The following is a 13,880-nucleotide window of genomic DNA, read 5'->3' on the forward strand; positions in this document are numbered from 1 at the left end:
TCCTTGCACTGTCTTCGGAAATCAACTTACAAATTATGTATATTGCCCATTGCATTCTTTATTCAATTACAGAGTAACATGAGTCGAAGCTCTAAAGAAGAAAACACTGTTCAACAACTGCATCTTCAGTTAGTCGCCAGCAATAGCGACCAGTGGCGTGTTCGCGCTCGGTTGAAAGAAACCGATCTTCAATCGATGGAGCTAACAGTCAATCATCTTCGTTCAATAAAATCCTATCTTTCCGAGAAGTTTACTGTTCCGGTGGAAGCGCTTGTGTTTGCTGAAGTCACGAAGAAGGAAGAAGATGGCGCTTGGCTCTATACAACTTTTTTAATTCGGCGGACGGATATTGGAGCGGGCGATCCAAAAGTCAGGTTGTTACCGGGCATCGACCGAGCCGGCCGCGAGTATCCCGATATAAAAGCCGTACTCGACGTCCTTCCGTTGGATGCAGAAGGCGAACCAACCACCCTCCAGAGCATCAAGGCGGCAGTGAGGGCGGCTCGAATTGATCCAAGGCTTGTTCCGGCAAACAGTTGTGAAGAAGCATATCAGATACTTATCGATCAGAGTAGTCCGGTAATCAATTATATTCTTGCCGAAGGAAAGATCCCCGAGTGTGGAAACGACGCGATCGTTGAAACTCTATTTGAATCAAAACCGCAACCTGCACTCCTACAATCTCATCTGACTTTACAGCGGGTCATTGAAGGCGATATACTCTGCCGCAGATACCCTGCACAACCGGGCAAGGCTTCCGGTTACAATATCCGGGGCGAGGAGTTGAAGCCAGTTGCAGGGTGGGAAATCGATCTCCTTGCCGGCGACGGCGTCGAAATCCGAGGTAATGGTACACTTGCTATCGCAAAACGTGATGGATCAGTTGAGTACCGGTGGTCATTTCGTAATGTCGTCAGCCTCGATGGCGAAAAAGAGCTACCCGTCAGCATCACTGTTAGTGTTGTTCCAGTCCGGGTCGTCGACGCAAAGGATGTTTTGACACTTGCTACCGACGATGCAATTGAAATAGTCGGAACAATCAGAAGCGGCAGTGAAATAATCTCGTCAAATTCGATAACAATCAATGGAAATGTCGAAGATAATGTACGGATTAGCTCACAATCCAACATCGTTGTCAAGGGGGATGTAAAAAGCGCAGAATTAATGACCGATCGGCAAATTGTCATTAAGGGAGATGTCGGCGAATGTGTTATCTCGGCTAGGGAAAACGTCACGATTCAAGGGACAATACGTAATTGTAAAATTCATGCCGATACGATTGTCGCCGACACCTATTGTGGCAGTGCATTGATTGCTAACCAGTCAGTCCGATTGAAGCGAATCGAAACCGACGAATCCGGTATGATTAGCACAATTTCCCTTGGAATTCAAGGATTCAACGCCTTACGAGTGAAAGATAATGAAACCTTCATTGCTCAAACCGAGGAGAAGATCCGGGGATACGAAGCGACATTCGGTGAAGATATTTTAGAGGGTTTAACATCTGGATCGGTGCAATCCTCCTTTGTAAAATACCTCTCGAAGTTGCGCCGACAACCCGACTACACCCCGTTATCGCAACAAGAACTGCTTCGATTGCGCTCGCTGCTGGAATCGATTCCCGCCACTCGAATGATGCTGCTTGCGCGGAAACAAGAGAAGATCAGTTTAGAACGGCAGATGGAAGAGCAGAAAGACCGTGGGGCTGCGTCGCTTATCATTGAAGAACATGTAAACGGCGATGCATTCATTCAGATCGACAACGCGGAAGGGGTGTTAAGTAGTCCAATTAAAGGACGTACCGAAATCCGAGCGAACGAGGATGGCACGTTGGAAATCACATAGCGGCAGTTTCCATAATCAAACTCTTTGTTAGTTTTTTCAATGTGCCTTCGTTCGCTGCAGACGATGCGACTTGTGAGACGTTCGATTTCTTAGTATCATTGCAATGCAAAATAGGTCCCGTAGCTCAATTGGATAGAGCATCAGACTTCGGATCTGAGGGTTGGGGGTTCAAATCCCTCCGGGATCGCACCTTCCGGGTTTCCCACCCATCACTGCTAACAAAAATGCTAACAGCAAAGGGCTGTAAGCATGACTGGAAGCAGGTTTTCGCTGAGTCGACGTAGCAACGGTGTTTGGTATGTTATTGTTTCTGAAGAAGGTAAACCACGCCGTTGGAAATCTACCGGATGTACCAATAAGGCACAAGCATTAGCTGCCCATACGGACATCCAAACCAATCCCAATTCCACAACATTCACCACAAGAAACCGCAAAGACCGGTTAAGTAACTTTACTTAAGAGTTCTGGAGTATGCCAAGTGCAATTGTGCACCAGGTACGGTATTGCTTTGCAACGCTTTCAAAGGATTATCGATGGCGCAATACAATCGTACCTAACGACGTGTTCTGGTGCGCTATGACTGCTATTCCCGTTAATGTCGAATCGTAATACGCTTCACTACCGGAATTGATCATTACTGAGTAGTTACCAGCCGGGAGCGCCATCAATTTAAATGCACCGCTGATGGTAGTTACATAAGTTGAAACGGTATCTGATCCTATTGTCGTCGATACCAAAGTAGTCGATAAGTATGGAACAACAATCCCTCCTATCGTTCCGGAAACAAGATTCGCAGCAACCCGAATCACCGGTCTCATTTGATACTGGTGATTTCCGGTCAGATGTATCGAGCGCGATACGTCAAAATCGAGTGTCAACTCATATAGCGCGTCGGATGCGATATCAAACTGATGGTTGAGCTTTAATCCGGTTTGGGTGCCACTTGGAATGTTCAAGGGATAGTATTGTCCATCGACAACAATGTTACTACCTGTCCCAACCTTTAGCCGAACTTGTGAATACCTTCCAATATCGAGGCGGTGAGTTCCGAGCAGCTCGTAGGTACCATTCGTCAGACTTAGCAGATTAACCGTACGCACCGAGTCGTTGATTACTATCCAACCCGATACCGAATCGCTCGATTCGAAGTGTACCGCCACCTCGGTTACGACAATGTTGACGGCGTCATACTCAGAAGGCGAGTCCACCAAGTACATTTTAATCTCGCCTTGCGACGGATTGCTGTTGTTAGAATTTGATTCATCCGTACAACCAATGAACCCCACCGTTGATAACAAAACAATCGCAAACAAAGCTATTAGACTGTTAACGGTTTCATGATTTTTCATTTCTTTCTTTCAGATGGAAAAAACGTAATCGCACGAAACTCATGTTACGTGCAATACGTTCCCATTTGTCTCACTAATGGAGACGATAAATGAAGTTAAAGAGCAGAGCCGTTTGATCGGGATCGGCAAAATCTAACTGCACTTGCATCTGCCCGGTCCAATTCGCACTAAGTTTGTGCTCGATTCCACCATCGAGATAGATGCCAAACTTACTATCACTTGAGTTACTGTAAAAAGGCGCTTCGTTGTAATCCCAGGTGTAGAAATGCATTCCTAAACCACCACCCAAGTATGGAACCCAATCGCCTTGGGTGAAATGGTAGTTTAATCCCGAACGCAAAGCGAGATCACTTAACTTCCAACTATACGTATCGTAACGATTTCCGTTATGATACTTGTAATCTTGACCAGTCGACCAATAACTGATGGAACCGTCCCAGCGTAGTTGCTTAGCGAACTCACCGAAATCGAATACCATTCCTAACTCAACCGATCCGTCGAAAGTACCTTCCGGGTCGACATATCCAATACGTGGACCAAACCCTTTTAGTCCAACATCGCTGCTGGCAGCAGCTCTGGTGTACATTGCAACAAGAATAAGACACACTCCGATTGCAATCTTAATCATGATAGAACGAGAAAACATTGTAGTTCCTTTCGCTTTGTTATTACTTCCTGCTTTGATTTTCGACTTCACTCGCGCTTCGCCAACCAATCAAGCATTGTTTGAATACTCCAGTTGCTTACGCAATGCTGGTATCTGCCTCGCAAAAATCAGTAGTAAGGATTGCAATACCACATTGACGCGGTGAGTAACAGCCAACAAAAGCAACTCGACTGATTGTATCGGATAGCTTAGTCATGATCTATTTCGTCGTCAGCCGTGTTCATTCCATTCCCGTTTCTCTCACCGGTAATTGTCATTACTGCGAAGCACTGCGGATCGGCTTGTGGGTTAGCGACGAAACGCCCAATACTTATAGCTCACCACTGATTTGCTGATAGTTGTTGTGCGATTTTTCTTCCCGCACCGCATGCTGGTGCCTACCACAACATTTTTCATGTTGGAGGCTGCCGTGACAGCACTCATCCCGATTTTCCTGCAGTTCGTTCTCGGGCGTTAAGAGATATATCTGCCGGCACAAATCACTGCAGAAATATGCTGTTTTGCCACCGTGTTCCGTGGAGTAAGCAGTTTCGATATCTAACATCATTCCACAGATCGGATCAGTTACTACGTTTGTTGACTTTTTCATCGAGTTACTCCTTGTTTAGATGCGTTGCATTTGATTGAGCTTAACAAACGCTGTTGCGGGTGGACTACCGGGTTAACTTGTAAATCACGATGACAAGAACGATAACAAGCAGAATGCCGATTATCGATCCTATCGCCATGTCGGTGTTCACCAATCCATAGGCTTGGTTCAACATTTCGATTCCTTTCGTTTTGCTGCGTTGGCTTAACAATCGGTCATACAGGTCGATTGATACCATGATTTTTTGCTTACTACTACGTCTACCTGCGAACCGGTTACTTTACATCGTTACCGATTACTTCTCGGAGATTTTACTTATCGCGCGAATTAAGAGAACTTCTTCCGCATCCAACCAGTTATTCACATCGCGCCCGTCGGGGCAACCTTCGTTGTGATAAATGAGAAATGCCTCCTTGGCAACCTCTTCATGCGATAGTTTTGAACTCACGGTTTCTTCTTTTTCGTGATGGCGATAGTGATTCATGACTACCTTCCTTACATCATGGTGATTCGAATTTGCAACTCTTACGATCCATTCGTTCAAGCTGTGACGACAGTTTTCTGCTCCAACTCTAACGGCTTCGAAAGAATTACTTTGAGTGCCTTCTCACGTGCGGCATTCCCAAATGTTTCGTATGCTTTCATGATATCGTTGAGCACGAATCGATGTGAGATTAGTTGTTGTGGTTGCAGTTTCCCCGATTGCACTGCTTTCATCAGAACACGAATTGACACAGTGTCGACCAATCGAGTAGTTATGGTAATGTTACTTGACCACAGTTTTTCGAGATGCAGTTCTACACTCTTGCTGTGTACGCCAATGTTTGCGATGTGTCCGCCATCGGCAACGATTCCCTGGCAGATCTCGAACGTCGCTGCTACACCGACTGCTTCGATCGCGACATCAACTCCTTTACCATTAGTATGGGACATGATCTTCGCAACCGCATTTCCTTTGTCGTTTTGAACCAGCATCGTTGCACCGAGGACTTTAGCAGTGTTTAGACGATTCTGATCCGGATCGACCATGATGATTTGCGCGGGAGAATAGAATTGTGCTGTAAGCAACGCGGCAAGACCAATGGGTCCGGAACCGATGATTGCCACTATGTCACCTGGTGTCACATGACCATTGAGAACACCGCACTCGAAACCGGTTGGCAGTATGTCGCTCAGCATGACCAACGCTTCCTCATTAACTCCTTCGGGAATGTGATACATACTTGTGTCGGCATAAGGCACCCGCACATATTCCGCCTGAGTTCCGTCGATGAGATGCCCGAGAATCCAACCACCGACCTCACAATGTGAGAACATTCCCTTACGACATGGATCGCATTTTCCACAGGAAGTAATGCACGAGATCAACACCTTGTCGCCAACTTTGAAACTGGTAACACTCGCTCCGATTTGAGTAACGACTCCGGTACCCTCATGACCGAGGGTCAAACCTCCATGGATTTCGGGAACATTGCCTTTCAGGATATGCAAGTCCGTTCCACAGATTGTGGTGTGCGTGATTGCAACAATTGCGTCGGTTGCATTACGCACAACCGGATTCGTTTTTTCTTCCCAGGCATATTCACCCGGTCCGTGATAAACAAGCGCTTTCATAACCAATGCCTACTTCTTGTTTTCGACAGTGAAATCCTTCAGCGCCGCACCGAGTTCGTCCATGTCGTGGTTGTACTCGCTGCGAAATTTTTCCCATGCGGACTTCCCATCGTCCTTGTATTCGTCAAGCTTTGCTTTCAGTCGGTCGTTTTTCAGCTCGAGCGAATCGATCATTTTGTTGTATTGCGCACGCTGCTTACCGTTAGCGGTCGTCATTTTCGCCTTGTAGGCAACGGCGTTTTGATGGTTCGTTTCGATTCTTGCCGCTGACTCGGTTTTGAACTTCAGCCACTCTGCTTGGGCGGCAGCCTCGGCAACGACATCTTTTTCCGTTTGCTTGGCTTCGGTGACATTTGCTTTGGCATCGGCAACTTTTTGATCCGAGGAACGCGAGCAGCCGAATAGCAGGCTTAGCGACAACATTCCAGCAACCAAATACAGTGTTACTTTCTGGGTACTCATGGTTTCTCCTTGTCGATTGCTATCGGCAACCGGTTTACATGTTTCTTGCTTCGATTCGATCCTCGCGATTCCCTCGGATAAGCCGGGAACCTTGTGCAAACTCATGAAAGCAGGGTCAGCGCTCACTTCGATATTTGCACAATGGTTCCTCAGCTATTTGAAATTGTCTCGCGAATTTCCTCTTCGGTTTTACCGAGTTTCTTTTGCAGTCTCCCCAACAGCTCCTCTTCCTTCCCCTCTTCAAAGAGGAGATCGTCATCGGTCAGGCTTGCGAATTTTTGTTTCAGCTTGCCTGCGACTTCATTCCAGTTACCCTTAATACTTAACTTGTTCATGGTGCTTCACTCCCTTTGCAACGGTGGCGGACATACGCCGGTTATACATTCTTCTTGGTGGTGGCACGCCATTTGAAAACAAAACTGACGACGTACCAAATGGCTCTTGCGAAAGCGATGAATATGACAAAGAAGCCATAACGACTTTTTGTTTCCGGTTCATTCGCCATAATACCCTCTTTCCTTTTCCTTGTCGGTGGTTAACCAACTTCCAGTCTCGATTTGTTTGGAAGCAGCGTTTCCGTCTATCATCTGACACTGTCATTTGACCCATTCGATATCATTTCGCACAACATAATCATTTGACTCACTCACACCTTTTCACACGACACTGTCAGACGACCCATTCGATATATTTTCGTTAGACACTGTCACATGACAAGATAACTCAAATTCTTCCCAATGCAAACACTTTTCCCTTGAATCTCTAACTAACGTAGAGTTAAGTGCTTACAAATGAGCTTCTTACTCAAACATCATGTAACTACTGCTGCCAGGATTGGCTCCGGTAGCAAACTCGGTTCGTCCGGGAGAATCAGTAAACCCCGTTTCAATATTGTACTCAACGTTAGTTTCCACTCTTCCCAAACCACTTCGCTATGAAAATCTCTTTCGTTGATCATTGAAATGAGTGGCGCGAGATAGATGGCGCTGTAACCAATCGCCAACAAGCATTCACGCACTGCTTCAATTGGTAAGTCGATTGCTTTTCCAGTTCGTACGGCGGTTTGGTAGGCATCGTGAAAGTGAAGATTCGCTCCGAGCGGACCGTGCTCTGAAACATCTTGTAGCGCTTTTCGCAAATGAACAGCGCCATCGGCAATTTCACGGCGCAGCAAAGAAGCCCATTGGGGATTGTCATGCAATACTGTCATCAGTCGAATCGGCGAGTCGATTAGCATTTCCTCGGGAGATTTTTTTTTCGGATTTTCACCAAAAATGACCGCCAACATCGACACCCCTTCGTATTTCAAAACGGCTTCGTAGAGGTGTTCCTTGCTGCCAAAGTAATAATGCAGCATGACTTGTTTTACACCAGCTTCCTTTGCGATTGCGCGCGTGTTCGTGCCGCGAAAACCGTACTCTGAAAATAATCGCGAAGCTGCCATGAAAATCTGTCCCCGCGGAGTTCGAGGGTTTGGTGGAATCAAATGACTTGCTATGTCAATATTAGTTAGGTCTTTCACATTGTGCGAATCAATTTGATCTCGGTCTTTCACGATGTTTCCTTGTCCATCGATATATCCATCTCCATCAATTTTTGGCTCCGATGGGTTCTCTTCAGGATACACTTCCGGTTGGTTTTCAATATTAGCTCTCATCTCGCTCAACCTCATTTCCTTGAAAAACGAACAACTCTAATACGTGATACGCCTCTACACTACCATTTGACTATACCGCACGTCACAGTCATACGACAATATACTACAAAAATCCCTAAACCTAAATGGAATCTCAGCTATTTTATATCTATTTGATATTTATGTAGATACGTCGCTTAATGAGGAGGTAAGCGACCTTCATTTGTCAAAATGGGTAAAGATGAACGGATTATCCTTTATTGGTAAGTAAGCCCCGCTTCAGAATCGTACATAGTGTGAGTTTCCATTCCTCCCACACCGTTTCGTCGTGAATGTCACGTTCGTTAATCACAGAGATCAGCGGTGCCAAATAAATCGCGCTGTATCCGATGGCTAACAAACATTCCCGAACCGCTTCAATGGGAAGATCGACGGCTTTACCTGTTTTCACTGCCTCCAGATACGTATCATGAAAATGATGATTACCACCCAGGGGACCATGGGTGTTTACTTCTCGTAAAGCTCGTCTTAAATGAGCTGCCCCATCGGCGATTTCCCGACGAAGCAGTAACGACCAAAGTGGATTGTCGTGCAGTACCGTCATCAATCGGATTGTTGAATCGATCAACATTTCTTCGGATGATTTGTTCTCGAGAGTTTCATCAAAAATCACCAACAACATCGTCATGCCTTCAAATCTCAACACGGTCTCGTATAGTTGCTCCTTGCTGCCAAAGTAGTAATGGATCATGACCTGTTTAACATTGGCGGCTTGTGCTATGGCGCGGGTATTGGTACCCTTGAAACCATTCTCGGCAAACAAGCGAGTTGCGGCTAAAAAAATCTGACCACGGGGTGTGTTATTATCGGGGGGAAGTATTGTGCGGTTAAAACTTTCACGCATTTCTGCGACATTACTTGAGTTTGTTGCCTGACTCAATGGTTTACTGGTTGTTGATTTGTTTTTTGAAGCTGGCATTGTAAAGTACTCCTACTACCAATCTTGCATTCTTTACGCACTACTGTTTGAACATTTTGCTAATCGTCCGACAGTGTCGCTTGAATGTAGTAACTCACACATTGTAAGGCAAGTCGGACTTGACAAAATGGCAACAAGAGACCTCTCGTAGCATAGATTTTGGCTTTCGAATATTATGTGGATGTCTCTACCCCTCTTAAATAAAAAAGTGAGATCATTTTTCTTGATGTGTGATTTTATCTTCATCATATCTTAAAAAAAAACCGATGTGAGATTTTCTTCTCGTTGCGTTATCCTCGAAATGAGACAAAGAAACGAGTGAAACACACCTCCGGTATACCGGATTCTTCTCATCATACTTAATAACCTCTGTATAATCAAACAATTAACTATTTTCTGTCAAATCGTTTGCTTTTGCGAGAAGTAGAGCTATATTGTCGTATGACAGTGTCTTAGGACTAAATCACACGACACAATCATACGACAACAACAAAGTGATATCATGATGAAGTTTCTGTCGTTTATCAAACAAACCAACAACCAAGTAGTGTTTTTCAATCAACAGCAAAGTCATTTCGGTTAGCTAATTAATTATCAGCTACAATATACGGAATGACGAAGTCACAAATCGTGAATAGTGCGGTAATCTTCTAGGTTGAGAACCTTACTGCTTCGACAGTCGATCAACCGAAATTCCTCGCCGCCCTCATCAGATAGCGAGGAGCCTGAAACCTTCCGGATTGGTTCGCCAACCAGAAGTTCAGCACACTCATGAAAGGGGTGTTCCGATGAAGTTTGTAATTCTCATAACATCATTGGCGTTGTTGCTTTGCGCATTCAACCCAGCCAATGCACAGTTTATTAGTCCCAGTTGGGGATTTGGAGTAGCCGCGGGTGGAGCCAGAGGCGATAACGCTGGAGAAGATGAAGTGTGGGTTCCGCAAATTCGTGGCTTTGTTCAAAAAGGACTAACCCAGGATTTGGCAATCCAAATTGGATTAGCCTACACCGAACTGGAAGCGAGTGGACGGTATGATACTCAAACCCTAATGGGTGACTTCCGATTTTTACTCAAGCCGATGAAGATGCAACAGATGTTCCCCTACTTCTATGCCGGCGTTGGCGCAACGAAGGATATGGGATACAACTCATCCGATTGGCTTCCCGTTATCCCCGCCGGTCTTGGTCTGCAAACCAAGCTTGGCGACCAACTGATGTTCGACATTAATGCGGGATACAATCTGTCGTTATCCGACAAATTTGTTAATCCCGGTGGCTCGAGCTCGGTCAACAACTTCACTGGCAAGAAAAATGGCGGGTTCTTTGATATCATGGTTGGATTAGTTTACACCAGCGTCGTTAGAAATCCGCAACGCGAGCGCGATGCCCGGTTAATTGATGAAGAGCGTCAACGCCAACAGAATGCTGAGTTAGCCAGGCAAAAAGCTAAGAACGACAGTGTGAATCGTATTAGCGAAATGAAGGCGATGCGCGATAGTATGACGAGCGTATCGAAACTGAACGCATTGCGCGACAGTATGAATCATGCCGCCGATCTTCGACTCATTGAACAACTACGAAAAGACTTGAAAAACGAAACCGTTTTCATTTTCGAAAAGGGAAAAAAGGTTATCCTCCGAGGGATCACTTTTGAATTTAACAAGGCGAGCATTCGTTCGGAATCGGAATGGGTACTTGAAAAAGCACGGGCTTCGTTGGTTGCCAATCCGAATGTTACAGTCATTGTATCCGGACATACCGACAACGTTGGAAGTAACGAATACAACCAAACACTGTCGCTGGAACGGGCACAGGCAGTCAAAGATTGGTTAGTAGGAAAAGGTATCAGCGCTAATCGGATGCGAGTCGCTGGCAAAGGTGAAACTGAGCCAACCGCGACAAATGAAACCGATGATGGTCGTGCGTTGAATCGCCGTATTGAGTTCTACGTCGAGTAGCATTGGTAGAAGGAGTGAAACATGTTGTGGACGATTATTATCATCTTGATTTTGCTCTGGTTGGTGGGAATAATCTCATCCTACACCATCGGCGGATTCATTCATGTTTTGTTGGTGATAGCGATAATCGTGGTCTTGGTTCGATTGATTCGGGGACGTAAAGATATTCTCTAATCGTGGAACAAAGAGTGATGATGAGGGAAAAGCGCGTCTCGAAAGGGACGCGTTTTTTTATTGTGCTCTGCGGTGGGTCGAGGATGTTTCAACATCCACTTTCGGTTCGCTGCTGTAACACACGGTGGATATAATCCTACAGCCCTGCACGAATAGACACCTTGAAGTTGGGTACAAATTTATCACCGGGATTGAGACCACAATCGATTCGAAACACATCAACAAATGGCATCGCTAAAGTTATCGCGACCCCATACCCCCAGTAATACCGTTCGCCAAAAAATCGTTGTTGTTTTATCCAAGCTTGCCCAATTTCAGAAAAACCACTTACTGAAACTCCGTACTTTAAGTTTCGAGTGTACTTTGCAATTCGTTTTGGAGCGCCAAACCAATCCCAATATTGAGTTGGAATAAGACGATAACGAAGGTCGACGGCGACCTTCCCTAAATAATCGCCATCTACTTCCACATCGGGATTCCCGCGAACCGTCATTTCCTCACCGAGTGTCGTTTGCATGTAACGTGGACTAACCCCAGACACTCCGAGACCGGTTGCTTGTGCCGATAGCGTCCAATCCGGGGAAAGTGGAAGGTACTGCCGGAAATCAATACCAAAGATTGAGCGAATTTTTGCCGGTTCTTTGAACAAAGTCAAATCTATCCAGGGATTAAAGTAATCGCCGCGATGTGGAAGTTCGATTAGGTCTCGTCGATCCTGAATCATCTCAATTTTTCCTAACAGCATCTCATCATAATATTTTTTACTGAGAGTCAAGCTTTTTTGCATACGCATACGCTGCACCCCGAGATAGACTCGCGAAAATAGTTGAGGCGTATACCGTTTCGAAACGCTCCCTAAAGCGATGAAACGCTCGTTCTTTTGTTTTGCGTTTTCTTCGGATACTGCTTCCTGAGACGTCGAATAGCCGAGTTGGACGCTGTAGCCATACCCGTTTGTCCAAGTCAACCACGGGTCAGAATACACAAACACGAAGCCTTTCGTGATACCGCTCCATGCCGACGCCATTATTTTCCGGTTCATTCCGCGAAAATTATTCTGCGAATAACGAAAACCATATTCGTAATCTTTGGATTCTGGACCTATCCAATTTGCATAAGGTAAAGGAAGTATGTAAAACCGCTCGGTTACTGCAATCACAAGTGCTGTGCTATCTGATGTTTTCATCGGAAAAATATCGACCCGATTGAAGAGTTGAAGATTCATAAGACGGAGACGATCAGTTTCGATTTTGCTCGCATCGACGTCTTGATTTTCTTGAATTAGCAGTTCGCGAAGAATTATTACAGGTTTGGTCGTCTCGGTACCAACGATGATGATTTTATCGATGTGAAAGCTCGTTGGCGGCGGTCGCTTCGGAGTTGGTTTCTTTGCGAATGCTACATACGGTGGAATGAGTAAGAGGCAACAGAGGAACAGTATGATAACGTTTTGGTATTTCATGGGAGGCAGTTCTCCTTTCGTGCAGGAGTTGCTCGGTTTCGGGTGAAACCGCCTTTACAAAAGCAGGTTGGTCCATTTAGAAATTTCAGCATGACTTCTCGGTACAAATGCCAATCTTTTACCTTTATCTGTACAACTTTGATTTTGCGTTTGAAGGAGTACCTGAGTTTGTGTATGATCGTGAATACTATGTAGATGCTTTTCAGTAGCTTCAAAAAGTCTCGTACAATATATATACGTATGAAACTACTCCTTCTCATCTTCTTTTTTGTCCTTATCTTAGTCGCATTCCCTTTCGACGATTGCTTTGCCGACAACAACAACTCGAAAACTTCCGAAACCACTCGTCCACTAATCGGACTCGCCCTGAGCGGCGGTGGTGTGAAGGGGTTTGCTCATGTTGGCGTATTGAAAGTTCTGGAAGAGGCAGGTGTCGATGTCGATATTGTTACCGGAACCAGCATGGGCGCAATCGTAGGCGGATTATATGCGATTGGTTACACCCCTGCCGAGATTGAGACACTGGTAGTGACGACCGATTGGAATCGTTATCTCGACGATTCGCCGGAAAGACGCGACCTCACAATGGAATTGAAGCAGTACAGTGATCGGTATCAAATTTCTTTACCGTTTGGAAAAACCGGCATCGAACTTCCAACCGGTTATCTGTCCGGGCAGCGGTTCGGAAATGTTCTCAATCGCATGACTTGGCATGTTCACGATGACACTGTGTTTACCATGTTCCCCCGCAAATTTGCCTGTGTTGCTACCGATTTGTGTGCCGGCGAAGTTGTCGTTTTGAAAGAGGGTTTTTTGCCCGAAGCGATGCGTGCAAGTTTCGCCATTCCAGGAATTTTTACCGCTGTGGAAATCGATGGCAAACTGCTGGTAGATGGTAGTATTGCTAGAAATTTCCCCGTCGAAGATGCGATTGACCTCGGCGCGACTAATGTCATAGGAGTCGATGTCGGCGGTGAAAGAGTCGATCCGGCGCAATTGAAAAGCGTAATCGACGTAATCAACCAGAGTTTCAATTACAATGATGCAACCTCGTCTCTGAAACAGCGTTCCTTGTGTGATCTCTTAATCGAACCGGATATCTCAGACATCTCCACATTAGATTTCGATAAGGCTGAGTTAGCAAT

Annotated in this window: 15 protein-coding genes and 1 tRNA gene; 5 read left to right on the plus strand and 11 right to left on the minus strand. The window is 45.5% G+C overall.

What is annotated here, in order from left to right:
- Positions 1 to 78 precede the first annotated feature (78 nt).
- Both OEM52_03990 and OEM52_03995 read left to right on the plus strand, forming a co-directional pair.
- Positions 79 to 1,845, plus strand: a complete 1,767-nt coding sequence (locus tag OEM52_03990) for a FapA family protein (protein ID MDK9699297.1) — start codon at positions 79 to 81, stop codon at positions 1,843 to 1,845.
- A 113-nt stretch (positions 1,846 to 1,958) separates the two neighbouring features.
- Positions 1,959 to 2,032: transfer RNA gene (locus tag OEM52_03995), tRNA-Arg, on the plus strand.
- 340 nt (positions 2,033 to 2,372) lie between these two features.
- Here the strand turns inward: OEM52_03995 and OEM52_04000 are convergent.
- From OEM52_04000 to OEM52_04045, 10 genes are all read right to left on the minus strand, one after another.
- Positions 2,373 to 3,194, minus strand: a complete 822-nt coding sequence (locus tag OEM52_04000; protein MDK9699298.1) for a DUF4382 domain-containing protein — start codon at positions 3,192 to 3,194, stop codon at positions 2,373 to 2,375.
- 73 nt (positions 3,195 to 3,267) lie between these two features.
- Positions 3,268 to 3,891: a hypothetical protein gene (locus OEM52_04005; protein MDK9699299.1), complete on the minus strand. Its 624-nt coding sequence runs from the start codon at positions 3,889 to 3,891 to the stop codon at positions 3,268 to 3,270.
- A gap of 280 nt (positions 3,892 to 4,171) precedes the next feature.
- A complete protein-coding gene (locus OEM52_04010) occupies positions 4,172 to 4,450 on the minus strand; it encodes a YHS domain-containing protein (GenBank protein MDK9699300.1) in 279 nt (92 codons plus the stop codon).
- A 64-nt stretch (positions 4,451 to 4,514) separates the two neighbouring features.
- Positions 4,515 to 4,688 (minus strand): hypothetical protein, encoded by a 174-nt coding sequence (locus OEM52_04015; protein MDK9699301.1) that lies wholly within the window; start codon positions 4,686 to 4,688, stop codon positions 4,515 to 4,517.
- Between the two features lie 57 nt (positions 4,689 to 4,745).
- Positions 4,746 to 4,934, minus strand: coding sequence for a DUF2934 domain-containing protein (locus OEM52_04020; protein ID MDK9699302.1), 189 nt, complete (start codon positions 4,932 to 4,934; stop codon positions 4,746 to 4,748).
- A gap of 56 nt (positions 4,935 to 4,990) precedes the next feature.
- A complete protein-coding gene (locus OEM52_04025; GenBank protein ID MDK9699303.1) occupies positions 4,991 to 6,064 on the minus strand; it encodes a zinc-dependent alcohol dehydrogenase family protein in 1,074 nt (357 codons plus the stop codon).
- Positions 6,065 to 6,073: 9 nt separating this feature from the next.
- Positions 6,074 to 6,526 carry a hypothetical protein gene (locus tag OEM52_04030; protein ID MDK9699304.1) on the minus strand — a complete coding sequence of 151 codons (453 nt, stop codon included), beginning with the start codon at positions 6,524 to 6,526 and terminating at the stop codon, positions 6,074 to 6,076.
- A gap of 149 nt (positions 6,527 to 6,675) precedes the next feature.
- Positions 6,676 to 6,861 carry a CsbD family protein gene (locus tag OEM52_04035; GenBank protein MDK9699305.1) on the minus strand — a complete coding sequence of 62 codons (186 nt, stop codon included), beginning with the start codon at positions 6,859 to 6,861 and terminating at the stop codon, positions 6,676 to 6,678.
- 476 nt (positions 6,862 to 7,337) lie between these two features.
- Positions 7,338 to 8,183 (minus strand): TetR/AcrR family transcriptional regulator, encoded by an 846-nt coding sequence (locus tag OEM52_04040; protein MDK9699306.1) that lies wholly within the window; start codon positions 8,181 to 8,183, stop codon positions 7,338 to 7,340.
- 229 nt (positions 8,184 to 8,412) lie between these two features.
- A complete protein-coding gene (locus OEM52_04045) occupies positions 8,413 to 9,141 on the minus strand; it encodes a TetR/AcrR family transcriptional regulator (GenBank protein ID MDK9699307.1) in 729 nt (242 codons plus the stop codon).
- Positions 9,142 to 9,929: 788 nt separating this feature from the next.
- On the opposite strand from OEM52_04045, the gene OEM52_04050 reads away from it, so the two are divergent.
- Positions 9,930 to 11,099, plus strand: a complete 1,170-nt coding sequence (locus OEM52_04050) for an OmpA family protein (GenBank protein MDK9699308.1) — start codon at positions 9,930 to 9,932, stop codon at positions 11,097 to 11,099.
- A 21-nt stretch (positions 11,100 to 11,120) separates the two neighbouring features.
- Positions 11,121 to 11,273 (plus strand): lmo0937 family membrane protein, encoded by a 153-nt coding sequence (locus tag OEM52_04055; GenBank protein MDK9699309.1) that lies wholly within the window; start codon positions 11,121 to 11,123, stop codon positions 11,271 to 11,273.
- Between the two features lie 136 nt (positions 11,274 to 11,409).
- Here the strand turns inward: OEM52_04055 and OEM52_04060 are convergent, their stop codons facing one another.
- Positions 11,410 to 12,735, minus strand: a complete 1,326-nt coding sequence (locus OEM52_04060; protein MDK9699310.1) for a hypothetical protein — start codon at positions 12,733 to 12,735, stop codon at positions 11,410 to 11,412.
- Positions 12,736 to 12,975: 240 nt separating this feature from the next.
- Here OEM52_04060 and OEM52_04065 point away from each other — a divergent pair.
- A partial coding sequence (locus OEM52_04065; protein MDK9699311.1) for a patatin-like phospholipase family protein occupies positions 12,976 to 13,880 on the plus strand: 905 nt, incomplete at its 3' end.

The sequence above is a fragment of the bacterium genome (genome assembly GCA_030247525.1).
Classification (GTDB): Bacteria; Electryoneota; JAOADG01; order JAOADG01; family JAOADG01; genus JAOTSC01.